At 37.5% G+C, this 17,256-nt stretch carries 16 protein-coding genes and 4 tRNA genes; 6 read left to right on the forward strand and 14 right to left on the reverse strand.

Annotated elements, in window-relative coordinates; genetic code table 11:
• The first annotated feature begins 51 nt into the window (after positions 1-51).
• Together G6R09_RS09570 and aqpZ are read left to right on the forward strand one after the other, a co-directional pair.
• Positions 52-936: a LysR family transcriptional regulator gene (locus G6R09_RS09570; protein WP_163922023.1), complete on the forward strand. Its 885-nt coding sequence runs from the start codon at positions 52-54 to the stop codon at positions 934-936.
• Between the two features lie 480 nt (positions 937-1,416).
• The gene (gene aqpZ / locus G6R09_RS09575) at positions 1,417-2,121 is read left to right on the forward strand and encodes an aquaporin Z (protein ID WP_200813411.1); all 705 of its coding nucleotides are present in this window, start codon (positions 1,417-1,419) and stop codon (positions 2,119-2,121) included.
• A 94-nt stretch (positions 2,122-2,215) separates the two neighbouring features.
• Here the strand turns inward: aqpZ and G6R09_RS09580 are convergent, their stop codons facing one another.
• On the reverse strand, positions 2,216-5,275 hold the full coding sequence (locus G6R09_RS09580) for an FAD-binding and (Fe-S)-binding domain-containing protein (protein WP_163922026.1): 3,060 nt from the start codon (positions 5,273-5,275) through the stop codon (positions 2,216-2,218).
• 218 nt (positions 5,276-5,493) lie between these two features.
• Entirely contained in the window at positions 5,494-6,942 is a 1,449-nt protein-coding gene (locus G6R09_RS09585; protein WP_065168353.1) for an NAD-dependent succinate-semialdehyde dehydrogenase, read from the reverse strand.
• A 290-nt stretch (positions 6,943-7,232) separates the two neighbouring features.
• Between G6R09_RS09585 and G6R09_RS09590 the strand changes: the two genes are divergently transcribed.
• Entirely contained in the window at positions 7,233-8,069 is an 837-nt protein-coding gene (locus G6R09_RS09590) for a pirin family protein (RefSeq protein WP_163922029.1), read from the forward strand.
• 175 nt (positions 8,070-8,244) lie between these two features.
• A complete protein-coding gene (locus tag G6R09_RS09595; protein WP_163922032.1) occupies positions 8,245-9,558 on the forward strand; it encodes a GGDEF domain-containing protein in 1,314 nt (437 codons plus the stop codon).
• Positions 9,559-9,604: 46 nt separating this feature from the next.
• Here G6R09_RS09595 and G6R09_RS09600 read toward each other — a convergent pair whose 3' ends face one another.
• A complete protein-coding gene (locus G6R09_RS09600; RefSeq protein WP_065168350.1) occupies positions 9,605-10,078 on the reverse strand; it encodes a DUF2947 domain-containing protein in 474 nt (157 codons plus the stop codon).
• A 165-nt stretch (positions 10,079-10,243) separates the two neighbouring features.
• Positions 10,244-10,462 (reverse strand): hypothetical protein, encoded by a 219-nt coding sequence (locus G6R09_RS09605; RefSeq protein ID WP_065168349.1) that lies wholly within the window; start codon positions 10,460-10,462, stop codon positions 10,244-10,246.
• A gap of 365 nt (positions 10,463-10,827) precedes the next feature.
• On the opposite strand from G6R09_RS09605, the gene G6R09_RS09610 reads away from it, so the two are divergent.
• Positions 10,828-11,616 carry a DUF3108 domain-containing protein gene (locus tag G6R09_RS09610; protein WP_065168348.1) on the forward strand — a complete coding sequence of 263 codons (789 nt, stop codon included), beginning with the start codon at positions 10,828-10,830 and terminating at the stop codon, positions 11,614-11,616.
• 50 nt (positions 11,617-11,666) lie between these two features.
• Here the strand turns inward: G6R09_RS09610 and G6R09_RS09615 are convergent, their stop codons facing one another.
• The 5 genes from G6R09_RS09615 to G6R09_RS09635 are packed head-to-tail and all read right to left on the reverse strand — an operon-like array spanning position 11,667 to position 14,941.
• Positions 11,667-11,918, reverse strand: coding sequence for a hypothetical protein (locus tag G6R09_RS09615; protein WP_065168347.1), 252 nt, complete (start codon positions 11,916-11,918; stop codon positions 11,667-11,669).
• Positions 11,919-11,938: 20 nt separating this feature from the next.
• A complete protein-coding gene (locus G6R09_RS09620) occupies positions 11,939-12,511 on the reverse strand; it encodes a gamma-glutamylcyclotransferase family protein (RefSeq protein ID WP_065168346.1) in 573 nt (190 codons plus the stop codon).
• Positions 12,512-12,556: 45 nt separating this feature from the next.
• Positions 12,557-13,495 carry a biotin-dependent carboxyltransferase family protein gene (locus G6R09_RS09625; RefSeq protein ID WP_163922035.1) on the reverse strand — a complete coding sequence of 313 codons (939 nt, stop codon included), beginning with the start codon at positions 13,493-13,495 and terminating at the stop codon, positions 12,557-12,559.
• Positions 13,474-14,172 carry a 5-oxoprolinase subunit PxpB gene (gene pxpB / locus G6R09_RS09630; RefSeq protein WP_065168344.1) on the reverse strand — a complete coding sequence of 233 codons (699 nt, stop codon included), beginning with the start codon at positions 14,170-14,172 and terminating at the stop codon, positions 13,474-13,476. Before pxpB ends, G6R09_RS09625 begins: the two co-directional genes overlap by 22 nt.
• Position 14,173: 1 nt before the next feature.
• A complete protein-coding gene (locus G6R09_RS09635; RefSeq protein WP_065168343.1) occupies positions 14,174-14,941 on the reverse strand; it encodes a 5-oxoprolinase subunit PxpA in 768 nt (255 codons plus the stop codon).
• Between the two features lie 156 nt (positions 14,942-15,097).
• On the opposite strand from G6R09_RS09635, the gene G6R09_RS09640 reads away from it, so the two are divergent.
• Positions 15,098-15,277, forward strand: a complete 180-nt coding sequence (locus G6R09_RS09640; protein ID WP_065168342.1) for a DUF3012 domain-containing protein — start codon at positions 15,098-15,100, stop codon at positions 15,275-15,277.
• Between the two features lie 99 nt (positions 15,278-15,376).
• Here G6R09_RS09640 and G6R09_RS09645 read toward each other — a convergent pair.
• From G6R09_RS09645 to G6R09_RS09665, 5 genes are all read right to left on the reverse strand, one after another.
• Positions 15,377-15,463 (reverse strand) — tRNA-Leu (locus tag G6R09_RS09645).
• A gap of 104 nt (positions 15,464-15,567) precedes the next feature.
• Positions 15,568-15,654: transfer RNA gene (locus G6R09_RS09650), tRNA-Leu, on the reverse strand.
• A gap of 173 nt (positions 15,655-15,827) precedes the next feature.
• Positions 15,828-15,903: transfer RNA gene (locus tag G6R09_RS09655), tRNA-Gly, on the reverse strand.
• A gap of 10 nt (positions 15,904-15,913) precedes the next feature.
• Positions 15,914-15,987, reverse strand: a tRNA-Cys gene (locus G6R09_RS09660).
• 150 nt (positions 15,988-16,137) lie between these two features.
• On the reverse strand, positions 16,138-17,061 hold the full coding sequence (locus G6R09_RS09665; RefSeq protein WP_163922037.1) for a PfkB family carbohydrate kinase: 924 nt from the start codon (positions 17,059-17,061) through the stop codon (positions 16,138-16,140).
• Between the last annotated feature and the right edge of the window lie 195 nt (positions 17,062-17,256).

The raw sequence follows: 17,256 nt of genomic DNA on the forward strand, positions 1-17,256 counted from the left end.
AGTATTATTACGCGTTGTTTTACTCTTATATATAATCTATCGGTCTCATCAATGAAAATAGCTCAAATTGAAATGTTTCTATCGACTATAAAAACAGGCTCAATTGCTGAAGCTGCTCGTCGCCATGGTAAAAGTCGTACCACTGTCAGTGCATCATTAAGTGCATTAGAAGATCACCTAGGGGTTGAGCTTTTAAACCGCAGTGGTAACCGTATTACGCCAACAGTTATTGGTGAAGCGACAGTGAATGATTTTGAACGTATCATTCTCATAGCAAGAGATATTGATACTCGCTGCGAGCAATATAATATAGGTGTTGAAGCCAGCATTCGCATTGCACGTGATGATTCATTACCAGAAGCATTATGGCGCCAATTATTACGCCAAATTCGAACTCAGTTCCCGCAAACAAGTGTCTCTATTTATAGCGCTCCAACTCAAGAGCTAGAAGAAATGGTGGCACAGAACTTCGTCGATGTTGCTTATGGTCTATTACCTGATACTCATCATTTTTCACGATTACAACAGACTGATTTAGGCCAGATACGTATGATGTCTGTTGCTCATAAAGAGCATCCTCTGAGTCAGCTACGAAAAGTTAATGATGCCGATCTCGAACGCTACACTGAGATTGCGGTGGCTTATTTTGATGAAGAAAGCTTACGAATTGTGACCCCAAAAGCGGGTAAATATATCGCGTTATCTTTTTATGAACACTTACGAGATGCTGTACTTGATCAAACAGGCTGGTCATCACTACCAGCCATTTTAATTAAACAGCATTTACGAGAAGGCACACTTAAAGTTATTAAATATAATCGAGCTATGAATTGGCAGTCGTATGGTGAAGTTGTTGAAAATGAAGCGCGCCGTGGCACTGTTGTAAAATGGCTTTCTGAACAATTAGAAACCTATTTATTTGATGAAAGTGATTAATATCAATATGATATGCGCTGTAATTAGCGCATTAAATATTGCATAAATTTAACACTAATGTGAATTTATAAAGTAATCACTTTTTAATGATAAAACATAAATTAATAGTAAATAGATCTGACAAACAAATATTTATTGCTAAACTTATTCCAATCTATAAGTAAACATTCAGATAATAGTTACAATCTATGATAATAAATTATTCTTTATAATTATAATTTATGCTTAAATTTTTAACTCATGGCTAGCTTGTACAGCGTTTTTAATTCAGTATGTGCGCCATAAATTAGGGGCGCTAACCATTAATTCTATTGGTAATAGTTGTAATAATGACAGATTCATCAAAGTAATAATTTAATTAGAGCTGAATTTGGTACAAGTATTTAGCCCTTATCAAGGGAAATTAGAAAGTTCTGTTAATTCGTTATTAAAACTTTTAGCGCAACCTAAATCGTAATTTAAAAGGAAATAATCTTTATGATGAGAAAATTAGTTGCTGAGTTTATCGGTACCGGTTGGTTAGTTTTAGGTGGCTGTGGTAGTGCTGTATTAGCTGCTGCATACCCAGATTTAGGTATTGGCTTTTTAGGTGTCGCACTGGCATTTGGTTTAACAGTCGTTACTATGGCATATGCAATTGGTCATATCTCAGGTTGTCATTTAAACCCAGCTGTTACTGTTGGTTTATGGGCAGGTGGTCGCTTCCCTACTGGAGACGTTATTCCTTACATTGCATCACAAGTACTTGGCGGTATTGCGGGTGCGGGTGTGCTTTACATTATAGCAAGTGGTCATGCTGGTTTTGATTTAGCCAATGGCTTTGCATCTAATGGTTACGGTGCTCATTCTCCTGGTCATTACTCACTACTGTCTTCATTTGTTACTGAAGTTGTAATGACATTCATGTTCTTATTCGTAATTTTAGGTGCGACACATAAGCTTTCTTCACCACAAATGGCAGGTCTTGCAATTGGTTTAGCGCTAACACTGATTCACTTAATCAGTATTCCAGTAACCAATACATCAGTTAACCCTGCACGTAGTACAGGTCCTGCATTATTTGTTGGCGATTGGGCGACATCACAATTGTGGATGTTCTGGGTAGCACCGCTTATTGGTGCAGTGCTTGCGGGTGTTGTTTACCGTTGGTTATGTCCAGACAATGAATATCGTTCAGTAAGCTAATAACGATATCAATGCTACAAATAAAAAGCGAGCTTACTCATAAGCTCGCTTTTTATCGCCAACGTATTTTTAATACGAGGCAATATACATCCTGTTATTTATTCATCAATGCTAATAAAGCCTGTAACGGATGTTTAAATTGGATATGCTCTAGACGTTTAACTTGGCTACGGCATGAATATCCAGTAGCCATACAACGCGCAGGATCATACTGTTCAATATTGGCTTTCCAACTCAAGTTATACACCTTTTTAGATGCGTCGAGTTTATCTGCCTCATGGCCAAAGGTGCCCGCCATACCACAACAGCCAACTGCTACCGCTTCCATTACACCACCCAAATGACTAAATATAGTCCCCCACTGCTTTTCAGCATTTGGCATTTTGGTTTTTTCAGTGCAATGGGCAAATAAATACCATGGCGTATCATCCAATGGTGTTTGTTGAGGTAGATCTGTTAGAAGCGGTAATAGCCATTCATGTACCGTTAGCACTGTAAATTTCCCGCGCCGTTGTTGCAATACTTCTTGATACTCATCGCGATAACACAATACCAACGCCGGATCGACACCAACCATTGGAATATTCAATACTGCTAATTGATTTAAAAAGTCGGCAGTTGAGGATGCTGTTTTTGCAAAAGCCTTTAGGAACCCCTTTACATGTTGTGCTTTACCGTTGGGCTTAAATGGCAACAATATTGGTTTTTTACCTAACTTTTCAACTAAATGAATAAAATCACGTACAACTTGAGCATCATAAAAACTGGTAAATGGGTCTTGAACTATCAATACATAATTTTGACGTTCATGATCTGATAACGCTTGCAGCCATTGCATGTCAAAACATAAAGCGTGATGGCCATCCAGGCTTTCAGCTAATGTTGGGACTGATAATAATGGCATATCAACATAGCCAATAGTTTTTACTGTCAGCTTTTTCGACCATTGTGGACGAATAAGACTATTAACAACCACAGGTGCTTTTGCCATTAACGGTAAAACATTTTCAACATACGCGACTAAATAATCTTTCGCGGGGCGCTGATAACGACTGTAATAGATATTCATAAATCGCGACCGGAAACTGGGTACGTCGACTTTAATCGGACATTGACTAGCACACGCTTTACACGCCAAACAACCATTCATTGCTTCCATCACTTCATGTGAAAAATCATAATGCTCACGATTAGCACCATAAGTATTCTTTAATCGCTCAATAATCTGCTTTACTGTTGGTGATGTGGTTAATAGTTGTTGTTCCAGCTCATCGGCATTAATACCTTGCTCCGCTAATTGCCTTAACCATTCACGCACCAATCCAGCACGACCTTTCGGTGAATGACGACGATCGGCAGAAACCTTCATCGATGGACACATTGGTGAACTGGTGTCGTAATTAAAACATAAACCATTACCATTACATTCCATGGCTTGTTTGAAACTATCGCGGGTGGAAATGGCTATTTGACGATCATAAAAACCACGCTTCACACTATCAACTTTGACTAATTCACTGTCATTGCCAAGTGGTGTACAAATTTTACCTGGGTTCATACGATTATAGGGATCAAATGCTGCTTTAATGCGGCGTAACTCGGTAAATAATTCGTCGCCAAAAAACTCAGGGCCATACTCTGACCGAAATCCCTTACCATGCTCCCCCCACATCAAACCGCCATATTTAGCAACTAATGTAACTACTTGATCCGATATTTGTTTCATTAGCAGTTCTTGCTGCGGATCACACATATCTAGCGCTGGCCGCACATGTAATACACCGGCATCAACATGACCAAACATGCCATAATTAAGAGATTTATCATCTAATAATTGCCTAAACTCAGCAATAAAATCAGCCAGATTTTCAGGTGGTACACAGGTGTCTTCTGCAAATGCAATCGGCTTTTGAGCGCCTTTCGCTGCTCCTAATAAACCGACTGCTTTTTTACGCATGGTATAAATTTTTTGAATCCCAGCAAGATCATCACAAACTTGATAACCAATAACCCCAGCTTGTTGATCCACAATCAATTGTTCAAGTTGCTGACAAAGTGCTGCTACTTGTTGTTGATTATCTGCAATATCATTACTGGCAAATTCAACCATATTAATACCTAACATGGTTTTTCCCGGTACATCGATTAATAGATCCTCAACTGTATTCCAAACAATATCTTCTTTCGCTAAATTCAAAACCTTAGAATCAATGGTTTCAACAGATAATGCATGTGCTGCTACCATCATTGGCGCATTACGTAGTGCTGAATCAAAACTATCGTATTTAATATTAACAAGGGTACGAGATTTTGGGATTGGCGTGATATTTAACTTTGCTTCTGCGATAAATGCTAATGATCCTTCTGCACCACATAATAGCCGTGCAATATCAAAAGATTGGAGTTGATCATCATAAACATTTTTTAAATCATAGCCGGTTAAAAAGCGGTTAAGCTGTGGAAATTTATCCAGGATTTGTTGGCGATTATCTCGACAAATTTGCGCGGTTGTTTGTAAAGCCTTATTAACTAATAAATCCTGATCTAAGGCGTCTAACTGTTCTAAACTCAATGGCTCAGTATTGAGTATTGAACCATCAACCAATACCGCAGTCAGGGCTAAAACATGATTCGAGGTTTTACCATATTTAAGCGATCCTTGGCCGGATGCATCAGTATTAATCATACCGCCAATTGTGGCTCGATTACTGGTTGAAAGATCGGGTGAGAAAAAGTATCCATGCTCACGCAAAGCATCATTAAGTTGATCTTTGATCACACCACTTTGAACACGAACCCAGCCTTCTGCCACATTTATTTCTAGTATTTTATTAAAGTAACGAGAGAGATCAACCACGATACCTGAAGTCAGTGATTGGCCATTAGTGCCAGTACCGCCACCACGCGGTGAAAATGTAACACGTTGAAATTCTTCATGATTACCTAACTCCCCGACTAATATTAAATCATTAATATCACGCGGTAATATCACAGCTTGGGGCAATTGTTGATAGATGCTATTGTCCGTAGCCATTGCCAAACGGCTGGCATAGCTCTTTTCAATATCACCTTGAAAGCCTGCATTTGATAATGCAGTTAAATACGACAGTACAGCATTATCAATACTGCTTTGATAGGTTAATGCAGGTAACATTATTTCAACTCTCCCTCTCCAGTCGTTACGCAATCATGCGCTGCCGCGTCCTACGACAACTGGGCTTACTATTATAATTACTCGTTTTAACAAAATGTTAAAAATATATTATTTCACTTTACTCTACCTAGAAACTAAACAAAACCATTTCTATAGTAATATCTTGGTGTTCAGCAGCCGATTCGAATTAGCCGACTAAACACCAACTATAATTGCCGTTAAATCCCACCCATGAGGGTATATTTCATTTCAGTATATTCTTCTAGACCTTGGTGGGCCCCTTCTCGGCCTAATCCCGATTCTTTAACACCACCAAACGGGGCAAGTTCTGTTGAAATTAGCCCTTCATTAACCCCTACCATGCCATATTCTAAAGCTTCACTTACAGTGAAAGCGCGCGAAAGTGATTGGGTATAAATATAAGCTGCCAAACCTGAATCGGTATTATTAGCACGTTCAATTACTTCTTGATCATCACTAAAACTAAAAATAGCAGCTAATGGTCCAAAGGTTTCCTCTATTGCCACCAGCATATCATCGCGCACATCACGAATAATCGTCGGTTGAACAAAACAATCACTCGATAGTTGTTGCGTTCCTAAAACTAAACTCGCCCCTTTTAACATCGCATCATGAATATGACGCTCAACTTTTTTAACTGCGGCACGATTAATTAATGGGCCGATTGTCACGCCAGTATCTAAACCATTGCCAACTTTTAATAACGATACTTGTTGATATAGTCGTTCAATAAATTGCTCATAAATAGACTTATGTACATAAATACGATTTGCACATACACATGTTTGACCTGCATTGCGAAATTTAGCAATCATTACGCCATCAACAGCACGATCAATATCGGCATCATCAAAAATAATAAATGGTGCATTGCCACCTAACTCTAATGACACTTTTTTCACCGTCGTTGCAGCTTGTGCCATTAATAATTTACCGACGGCCGTTGAGCCCGTAAAAGATATCTTTCTAACTTTTTTATTACCGGTTAATTCTGCACCAATTTTAACCGCATCCCCAGTAACGACATTGAATAAACCGTCAGGAATACCCGCTTGTTGTGCTAGTGCTGCAAAAGCAAGTGCAGTAAAAGGAGTATCAGGCGCGGGTTTTAATACAACAGCACAACCGGCTGCAAATGCTGGAGCACATTTACGCGTGATCATTGCCGCAGGAAAATTCCACGGCGTAATAGCTGCCACAACACCAACAGGCTGACGTGACACTAAAATACGCGCGTCCGTCTTATGGCTTGGAATCATTTCACCATTCATGCGTTTAGCTTCTTCGGCATACCATTCTATAAAGCTAGCAGCATAGGTGATTTCACCCTTTGCCTCATTAAGTGGCTTACCTTGCTCTAACGTTAAGATTGTCGCCAACTCAGCCATATTCTCAACGATAAGATCATACCACTGACGTAATACTGTCGCTTTGTATTTAGCCGTTGTTTTTGACCATTGGCGATAGGCTTTATCTGCAGCTTCTATCGCAGTGCGGGTTTCTTCTACCCCCATTAAAGGCACATGGCCAATAACGTCGGTTGTGGCAGGGTTAGTGATAACTGTCGATTTTCCTGAATAAGCGTTTATCCACTCACCATTAATAAACGCTTGCTGTTTAAACAATCCACCTAAAGATAATGTCATTACTGTACCCTGCTTTATTTATACAATGAATTAGACTTGATATTGACCATCACAAAAGAGATTCATTGAAATATATAACCAACTGATTAATTTATTATATTACACACTTATCACTGTAACTGCTTAGAACGATAGGTAATAAAGCAAATAATGTAGAAAAAAACAGCAAAAATTATACGATTCATCTGCAAATAACCATCATCACAACTACGCTTTAAATAGTAGTAATAAACGTAATGATTAAATTGAACAATCACTTTGCTGTACTTTAAAGTGGATATAAATTGCTTATGCAAAAAAGTAGACAGCTTACCCATCTTCGCCATGGTATAAAAACAGGAGCAACAACCTCTTTTATCCATGAACAAGATTTCCCAGCGACAAATCCATTTGTTTTATGGGAACACTTCACATCAAAAAACAATACCCGCCATAGCCTTAATTTTCATGGACACTCAGGAATAGAAGCCATCAGCTATCCCGTTATTGGCACTATTAATCATCATGATTCGACCCCACAGCACCATACTATTCAGAGTGGCGATATTCACGTAATGATCAGTGGTGAAGGTGTTATTCATAAATCGACAGTCTTACCGCTACAATCAACCAGTGAATCAATTCAGCTATGGACCGCCTTACCTGCTACTAATAATATTGAAATGTGCCAACCCTCAAGTAAGTTAGTCACCAAAAATCAATTACCGCTTATTGAAGACAATCATTCTGCAACAAAAGTATTAGTCGGAAGCTATCATCACCATCACAGTCCAGTAATATGTCATTGTGATGTTATTTTATTAGATATTATTATGGCATCTTATAGCTCTTGGTGTTTTACTCCTCCACAACAACATCTCTCTAGCTTTATTTACTTAAAGTCAGGTATTGCTTACAGCGCAAATAACAAACTCGCACCATTACAGATGGGTTTATTTGAATCGTCACCAAATCCGATCATAATTACAACAACCAATCAAAGTTCACGGTTTTTCATTGCTTGTGCTGTTCCACTAAAGCAAAAAATGATAACAAATCAACATTCTTTTCACTCAAGTAAAAATAATCTCAATAAAAGTGAAACTACAATATCTAATTTAATTTCAAAGCTTAAATTAAAAACATGAAACATAATGATAGAAATATCAATAAGTAATACTTATAAGTTTAATATAAACAATAAATTTAATAGCATGATATTATCCTTTCATACTTATATTAAAAATAAATCATTAATGTGTAATAAACATTATGGCTAGTGTTGTTATTACACTATTACAATTAATGTCAAAGGTATTTCTCATGTTAACCATAAAGAATTTTTTTTCTAATTACTCAATGTATAAAAAAATCGCCTTTCAAATAACCGTGCTATTTTTCTTTATTTTCATTACATTTCAAGCACTTGTGTTCTTTGGTTTTTTTGATATAGATACATTAAATGTAATTCACAATCATCGTACTAAAATAAATATTCTATTCTTATTTACACTACTTTTTATTTTATTTTGTTTTATAAATATACTTAATAAATGGTTCATAAACCCATTAATGAATTTAAACAAAGAAATAAATGAAAAAACAAATATATTTAACAACGAAAACATTCACGAAAACAATATAACTGACACATTTAAATACTGCAGCGATATAATAGACAAAGTAAATAAAAAAGATTCTCAGGTTGATTTTGAAACATCTAAATTAACAAAAGAAAAACAAACATTAATGTCTCACAATCAATTAACCTCAAGTATTTTCAATAATAGTCAGGATATTATTATCATTATTGATAATAATGGTATTATAACTCGCGTAAATCCAACCTTCTGTAAATTGATCGGTGTAAAATATGAAAACCTCCTTCACCAACCTTTAATAAAGTTTATTAACAAAGTTGCATACAAAAATATTAAAGCTTCTCTTACACACGAGCTTAATCGTTGCCATCACTGGCAAGGTGAATTTACTATTCAACATCTAACCAACAACAAAAACATTCCTTTATATGTGAAAATAAACAAATTTATTGATAATAAAAACAAACATATACAGTATTCTATTGTTGCAACGGATTTAACAACAATAAAAGAAATTGACCGCCTTATTTATATTAATCATCATGACTCATTAACGGATCTACCGAACAGAGTCGCGCTTACGAACCGCTTAAATGATGAACTTAATTCACAACGAACACAATGTCATAAATTTGCTGTTGTTTTTATTGATCTAGATAACTTTAAAAAAATTAATGACAACTACGGCCATCAAATGGGTGACAAAGTACTAAAAATAACCGCCTACAAATTACGCAACGCTATCAAGAAAACCGATATGGTTGCACGTCTATCGGGTGATGAATTTATAGCAATTATTAACCCAGCAACAACACAAACAGATGTTATTCAAACATGTGAGCGTATACTCAACGTCCTACAGCAACCAATTATCATTAACAAACAGCACATAGCAATGAGTGCTAGTCTTGGCTGTTATTACACTCACCCCAAACAGCACCAAACAATTGAAGACATTTTATCTCAAGCTGACATTGCTATGTATAAAGCAAAAATGACAGGAAAAGGCAGAATTGTAGAATGTAATTCATTTTAATAAAAATGCCGTATAAATAGAGATTTATACGGCATGATAAATTGGCTTATGGACGGGTTGCTAACTGGAATGTACCATTTGATTGAAACCAAACCACTTGTTTCTGTTTGCGACCAAGTAATAATGGGCCATCATCAAAGAACAAGAAATTCTTCCAATTACGTTTAAATACACCCCATTTAGTTTCAATAATATTATATTTTTCATAACAGAAGAAAATAGTGGTGTTATCTTCCCACTTTATATCTGCTAACAACTCAGTAGGTAGCTCAGGCTCATCGCTGTCCCAAGCTTGTTGCCAATCCATCGCTTCTGACCAAATTTTTTTATCAAATGCCCAGTCACCTTTTTCAAAATGATCAGCATCAGAACTTTGGTTACTCACGTGTTCACACCACAATTGCGCCGAACGAGCTTGAGTAAATGGTTTTATTTGTACTAAATCAGCTTCAGCAACAGGCATAGAAGCATGAGTGAAAATCCATTTACGTACGTAACTATCAAATTCGGTATAATTCATTTGTCAGCCTAAAAAAATAAACACCACGCAATGTACATCAGTGCTGATATTTGTTCCAGTCTCTGACTAATAATTTTCATCTATCAGACCTAAAGCCATCAAAAAAGATACGAATTAGATCGTACCTTAGGTCATAATTTCACATCATTTGATGCTGTTATTGGCTTACTTATTAGGTTGCCATAGATCGCTTACCCAGCCACCAATATTATCATCATAATGATTATCTAAAAACGTTGGTGTCGTTCTTATTGGTGTATCATGATGACAATCAAGAAGTTCAGATATATGCCTCGCCATCGGATCATCGGTAGACTGCATTTGCCTTTTTTGAGCAATTTCTTTAATTATCTGTAAACGATATGACGAGTTCATCTTTTTCATCTTCGACTCCTCTTACAATGAGATACATAAATAACGACTAAATAAAAATAGGCTCATCTATAGATTTCGTCAAATAACAGTCTTTAAATTGTCACATATTTAAGCTATACCCATTCATAGCTATTTATTTAAAAACAGTAACTTATAAAAAACAAACGTTAATTATAAAATATATTATTGATAAGATAAGTTTAACTGACTGATTATAATGACTTTAAAAAAATATTTTTTTGATCATTTCCAAATTATTTACACCAAAATTTCAGAATTGTAGTGTCATTAACTGCGTTAATTTTATGACACATCTGCTAGACTATTAATATTCATTATTAACATCATTATTTTTCATTGTTTCAGGAGTGTTTGTGCGTTTATTGCCTATTATTACTTTTTCTTTGGTGAGTATATTTAGCTCTATCATTAATGCTAACGCAAGCACATTAACGACGCCCTCTTCTATAGATAAGTCTGTTACTCAATTATTACCCCAAAAAAACAACCAATGTAATAAAACCTTAAAATATAAGGTTTTTTTTGAGGGGCATCATATTGGTGATTACGAACGTAATTTAGTTTGGGATGGTACGCATGCAAATATTTACACCAACAGCACTGTTAGTGTTTTAATTACTAAAGCAAAGTTAAACCAACACTCAAAACTTCATTGGTCGCAACAACGCCAAAGTTTTGTTACAGATTCGTTTGAACGTAATATAAAAGGCTTAATGACAGGAAAAGTATCTGCGGTTTTTACCGATGACGGTGCACAATCAACAGTAACGGAAGACGGAAAGACACATCAATTCAGTGAGTCTTTATTACCAATACTTGACGGTGATACGATTGGTACCCAGATGCGATTAGATATAATGCAAGGAAAGAAAAACTTCGACTTTATTTTACAAAATAGTGATGACACCAGTCATTACTACTTCAAAGTTATCGGAGAAGAAACAATAGCAACCAATTTTGGTGATCTAAAAACCATCCGTGTAGACCAAATAAAGAAAAGTGATCGCCAACTGTCACTCTGGTTTGCACCGTCAATTGATTACCAATTAGTTCGTGCAACCTACAAACGTAAGTTATTAGATTTAAAAGCGGTTTTAATCAGCAAACAAATACACTGTCCGCAACCCATCACCCTTAAATAGTCTCAAAGCCATCAGACAGCCACTATTTGAATGACTGTTTGATGGTTGTCTTATTTTGCTATCGCTTTACCACCAATGATTTTATACGCAGGCGTTCCTCTAACTAAGGCTTCCCGTGCAAATACGGTTTGACATTCAGGGCAAATGCACGCTTGTTGAGTAAAATCTCTACTGATCCTTTCTTTAAAACATTTCACCAACGCACCTTTACCGCCTTTGCGATATTTAAATAACAGCGTTTTACAGCGACAACATATTACATCAACCGTTTTAGTCGGTCCTTTCTTATTAGGTTTAGCCATTACAATACTTATTTTTATAACTATTGATGAGATTGAATAATTGCAGATTGGACTAATTGATCAATAATGTCCTTCTCTTGCTCAACAACATACGCCAAATTACCATATTTAGGTTGGTGCCGATCATTTTCATAAGCATGCTGCCAACCTTTAGTCATTGATATAAATTGCTCAGCAAATTGTGGTGAAATAGCTAAACATCCGGCTAAAACCGTATCAACATAACTTTGAATAATGGGTTTTTGATGGCACGGAGAGCAAAAATCATCATTAACATAAACCCATACTGGGGCAGTAATATCTACAGTCGACTTACCGACACAAGTGATCTTATCCCATTCAATCTCTATTCGCTGGTAACCATGCTCACGCTTATCAAACTCCGCTAATGCGATGGCATCAACCTCAACCAGCACCCCATTACATTGCCCTTGTTGCGGAATGACGACTAATGGCGAAATGGGATAACTGCCCGCTATTTTGCCCCAATACCGTTGTAATCCTTCAACAACGACTGGAATTGCTTCACCAGTGTTACCTGTACGTTGGCGTGAATCTGCGTTAATCAAACTTCCATAGCCAAAAATATACATAATGCTCCCTCTTATTATTATATAACTTATTTAGCCTACCACTTTCTAAAAAGGTAATGTGAAGAAACGGCAAAAATCCATCCATCGTTGCTGATAATCTATTAGTGACTGAGCATCAATCGCTTTAAATTGCACCATCTCATTAGGCTTAACTTGAGCGAGACGCAATAGATCCATTCGAGTGATACACCCTAAAACAGGGTATCCTCCTAAAGTTTGACGATCATTTAATAAAATAATAGGTAATCCATCAGGAGGGATCTGAATCGCCCCTGTTGCGATTGGCTGTGAAATCAACTCCATTGCCACTCCCGCTATTTTTTCACCCTCTAATCGACACCCCATGCGATCTGAAGCTGAACTAACTTGATAATGATGCCGATAAAACCGTTTTTTTTGCTGCTTTGTAAAGACGTTAGCTTGGTAACCTTCAATAACATGTAGCACCACATCAATACTATAATCTGGAATATACTCCGTTGGCACGGCAGAATATCGGTTTAATAAAGTCACTTTATAACTATCAAGCACCGTTTTACTCGCTAATGGCTGACCGCGTTCTAACCCACCTAATTGTTCTCGCATAACGGTTGCCGTACTGCCCAAGACTTTAGGGACGTTAAAACCGCCTCTAATTGCGAGGTAAGCACGCAAGCCATGTTTAGCCACTCCAAATTGCAATACTTGGCCTTTTTTAAGTAGAAAAGACTTCCATGGTACTATTGGCTGGCCATCAATTGTTGCCGCCATATTAGCGCCAGTTAATGCGCATTGGCAGTCGTCCAATGCTTCAAAACAAGCTAAACCCACGGTCAATTCTAATTGTGCGGCGTTACTGTCGTTAGATAAAAGATAATTAGCCCAACAAAAAGCATGTAAATCCATTGCACCACCTTGTGTGACGCCTTGTTGAGCGCCACCGTAGCGACCTAGATCTTGTATTAATGATAATATGCCTGGATTTATGATGGCCAAACGGGACATATCACACCTCCAAGTGCTAAGAATGTCGCACGATCAATCGCGTTGAATTTTACTTTATCGCCAACAGCAAAACAGGATTGTGGGTAAGATGTGGTCTCAAATACAGATTGCGGACAATTGCCAATAATATGCCATCCGCCAGGACTCGTTTGAGGATAAATTGCCGTTTGCTGATCAGCAATGCCAACACTACCAGCTGGCACACATGGTCGAGGAGTCTGATGACGCGGAACTGCAATTGCTTCATCAACGCTTGATAAAAATGCAAAACCAGGTGCAAAACCTATCGCACCAATATCGTATGTTTGACGACTATGCAATTCAATAACAGCCTCTATACTTAGCTGCCGTGACATTGCTAAAGACAGTAAATCAGGACCAACTTCAGGGTGATAATAAATCGCTAGCTGGTGTACTTTTACAGGTGCTCGCCGTTGGTCAATATTATACTCTTGATACCAGTTCAAACAGATATGCTGTAATTGATTGAAATCGCATTGACTCAGCTTATATTGCAGCATTACTTTAGTATATGACGGCACAATTTCAACAATAAGTGCAATATATTGCCGCTCAAAATATGTGACAAAATCAGCAATACATTGGGTCGTTTCAGCACTTATCACTGCACTGAACTCTACCATTAGTGTACCTTCTGAGATTGGAGTTATTTTCATATTACCCCCCATCATCACCACAAGGATTAGCGGCAATAATCAATTCAGCTAATGTTTTTACTGATTGAACCGCTGTCTGATTATCACCATGCACACATATTGAATCGACCTCCAATAATAACCAATCACCAGTGAGCGTTTGCACTTTTCCCTGTAACAGTTGTTGCATTTGTTGTTGAATTGCAGCGGGGGTACTTAAGATGGCATTGGGCTGTTCACGAGGCATCAGCATCCCTGATGCTAAATAGGTACGATCAGCAAAAGCCTCAAAGATAAGACTTACATTATTATCATGCGCAATAGTTTTATAATGCTGATTATCTTTACGTGACAGTACCATTAAGGCGAGAGGTTGTTGGCGACAGTGGTTAAGTTTATTGAGTGTTTTAATTATAACAGTGAAGATCTGTTCATCTATCATCATATCGTGATAAAGCGCACCATGTGGTTTTACATAATGCAGCGTTGAATTTTGTAACTGACACAAACTTTCCAATGCGCCAATTTGATAGCTAATTAGATGTGCAATAGCAGGTAAAGAGTGCGCAATATGACGCCGACCAAAGCCTAATTTGTCATCATAACTAGGGTGTGCGCCTAACATAACTCCATGCTGATTGGCCAAGCGGATTGTTTCCGCCATTGTGTCTGGATCTGCCGCATGAAAACCACAAGCAATGTTTGCCATTGAAATTGAAGCCATAACATCACTATCATTGCCTTTCTTCCATACACCAAAACTTTCACCCATATCACAATTTAATTTCATTCGCCCTCCTAGCGCTAACAACATGCCATAAATATTATGCCGTTATTCCTAACTGAGTGTAGTATTAAATAGCTAACATGATGATTTAAATTACCTTAGCTGTAATGGTTATCAAATCATAACGCCATCTAATATCACACCCAAGAAAGGATGCTAATGAAAACAATTTTAATTCTGCTCAGTGCTGTATTTTTATTATCAGCGTGCTCACCAACAGTTGGCAGCGAGAAGTGGTGTAAGCAACTAAAAGACAAAGCTAAAGGAGAATGGACGGCGAATGAAGCGGTTGAGTTTACCAAAAACTGTATTATTCGCTTAAGTGACGATAAAAAATAAATCAAGAACACGACTTAATCACGTTTAAAATAATAGTGATAATTTTGGTAATCTTTAGACGAAAAAAAAGCTCATCAAATGATGAGCTTTTTTAAAAGATGGTGCCCCGGGCCGGACTTGAACCGGCACAGCGCGAACGCCGAGGGATTTTAAATCCCTTGTGTCTACCAATTCCACCACCAGGGCACGCAATTTCTTGCGATGGGTAAGACACCATCTGTAGATATCGCTATTAAGCCATATCTTTTAATTTTTATATTTCTCTTACCTACTCAGCGTAGATAAATAGATGGTGCCCCGGGCCGGACTTGAACCGGCACAGCGCGAACGCCGAGGGATTTTAAATCCCTTGTGTCTACCAATTCCACCACCAGGGCACGCAATTTCTTGCGATGGGTAAGACACCATCTGTAAATATCGCTATCAAGCCATATTTTTTAATTTGGTGTAACACTCGAGGTTCCCGGTCGTGTAAACTCGGGCATAACCTCAACATCGTTGAGTCATCTCTTATGTTACTAAATACTGACAACGTCAATATTTCAAAATTTGGAGCGACACACGAGGTTCGAACTCGTGACCTCAACCTTGGCAAGGTTGCGCTCTACCAGCTGAGCTAGTGTCGCAAGAGGAATATGGAGGCGCGTCCCGGAGTCGAACCGAGGTACACGGATTTGCAATCCGCTGCATAGCCACTCTGCCAACGCGCCATATTTCCTAACCAGAGACGCTGATGTCTCGTGGTATGGGATGCATTGTACGGATTGCGGGGGTTGAGTCAACAGCATTTTTTAAATTTATGTTTGTTTGATTATTTTACATACAAAACAAGTCGTTCCGATTATATGCCATACAATAAACTACATAATGTCACGCATTGAATCAGAAGGAATTATTGCATCTGAACACGTTGTTACTCGATGACTCAGTTTTTGCGCCAATAATAGCGATTGTGCAATGGTATGTTTATTCATTCGCCCAGCAAGATATCCTGCCACAAAGGCATTATCAGCAATATCATCATCATGCTTAACGGCCAACTTAATACTTGCGACACGTAATAGTGAGTCTGAACTGATCACTAAACTGCATACTGTACAGCTATTTCCCTTGGTTTGCTTAAAGACAACTTCACGGCATCCCCATTTAATATAGCGTTGAGTTAAATAGCGCGAGCTTCCCCAAATTCGCATTTCATCGTTTAAATCGATAAAGGCAATATCGACATAAGGAAAGATTTTTTCGTACCAATATTGAGCTTGTCTTGTTGACCATAAGTCATTCCGAAAATTATTATCGAGATAAACTTTTCCGCCTCGTTGTTTATGTACCTCCAATAACGATAACAATAATGTTTTATCGTCATCCGTTAATGCTGCAATACTACTGCCACTTATATAAATCGCACCATAATCATGATTCATTAAGGCATGATTTAATAATGCTGGACCATAAGAAAAATAATACCGCATCGTATTATCTTTATTCCAATAATGATAATGTCGTTGACCATGACTATCGGTTTCAATAAAACATAAATTAGGGTATTTAGTTGCTAAACATTTGACTAAGCTGGTATCTATATTTTCTTGTTGCCAACGTTGCATCATCTTCATCGAGATTTTTTCAATGCCAATACAGGTTGCATAACTGACATCAATAGCACGCGAACCGCCCAAGCGTGCCAAATATAAAGCACGATTAACGACATTACCGCCATATGTTTGGTGCCGAGGTGAATGGTTTAGCTCAACTAATGCTTCGCCCAAAAATACAATCTTCATATCTTCCTCGCTATAGATAGCGGTAGATGACAATACGTATATTGAAACTGACTAATTAAAAGCGTAATACATTCTGCTTTATCTCTATCCTTACAATATTCTAGATTTAGGCTTATTTTAGAGCTAAGTATCATTTAATACGAAAAAATAAAATATACCTATTAATTAGTGTTTTTGCGCTATTTCATGCTAAAA

It is taken from the genome of Photobacterium sp. Alg240-V54 (genome assembly GCF_900537155.1).
Taxonomy (GTDB): domain Bacteria; phylum Pseudomonadota; class Gammaproteobacteria; order Enterobacterales; family Vibrionaceae; genus Photobacterium.

Coding starts and splice junctions, on each gene's coding strand:
- aqpZ (WP_200813411.1), top strand. CDS start 1,417: ATGAGAAAATTAGTTGCTGAGTTTATCGGTACCGGTTGGTTAGTTTTA.
- pxpB (WP_065168344.1), bottom strand. CDS start 14,172: ATGAAAATAACTCCAATCTCAGAAGGTACACTAATGGTAGAGTTCAGT.
- G6R09_RS09570 (WP_163922023.1), top strand. CDS start 52: ATGAAAATAGCTCAAATTGAAATGTTTCTATCGACTATAAAAACAGGC.
- G6R09_RS09620 (WP_065168346.1), bottom strand. CDS start 12,511: ATGTATATTTTTGGCTATGGAAGTTTGATTAACGCAGATTCACGCCAA.
- G6R09_RS09635 (WP_065168343.1), bottom strand. CDS start 14,941: ATGAAATTAAATTGTGATATGGGTGAAAGTTTTGGTGTATGGAAGAAA.
- G6R09_RS09640 (WP_065168342.1), top strand. CDS start 15,098: ATGAAAACAATTTTAATTCTGCTCAGTGCTGTATTTTTATTATCAGCG.
- G6R09_RS09605 (WP_065168349.1), bottom strand. CDS start 10,462: ATGAAAAAGATGAACTCGTCATATCGTTTACAGATAATTAAAGAAATT.
- G6R09_RS09665 (WP_163922037.1), bottom strand. CDS start 17,061: ATGAAGATTGTATTTTTGGGCGAAGCATTAGTTGAGCTAAACCATTCA.
- G6R09_RS09625 (WP_163922035.1), bottom strand. CDS start 13,495: ATGTCCCGTTTGGCCATCATAAATCCAGGCATATTATCATTAATACAA.
- G6R09_RS09585 (WP_065168353.1), bottom strand. CDS start 6,942: ATGACATTATCTTTAGGTGGATTGTTTAAACAGCAAGCGTTTATTAAT.
- G6R09_RS09580 (WP_163922026.1), bottom strand. CDS start 5,275: ATGTTACCTGCATTAACCTATCAAAGCAGTATTGATAATGCTGTACTG.
- G6R09_RS09615 (WP_065168347.1), bottom strand. CDS start 11,918: ATGGCTAAACCTAATAAGAAAGGACCGACTAAAACGGTTGATGTAATA.
- G6R09_RS09595 (WP_163922032.1), top strand. CDS start 8,245: ATGTTAACCATAAAGAATTTTTTTTCTAATTACTCAATGTATAAAAAA.
- G6R09_RS09600 (WP_065168350.1), bottom strand. CDS start 10,078: ATGAATTATACCGAATTTGATAGTTACGTACGTAAATGGATTTTCACT.
- G6R09_RS09590 (WP_163922029.1), top strand. CDS start 7,233: ATGCAAAAAAGTAGACAGCTTACCCATCTTCGCCATGGTATAAAAACA.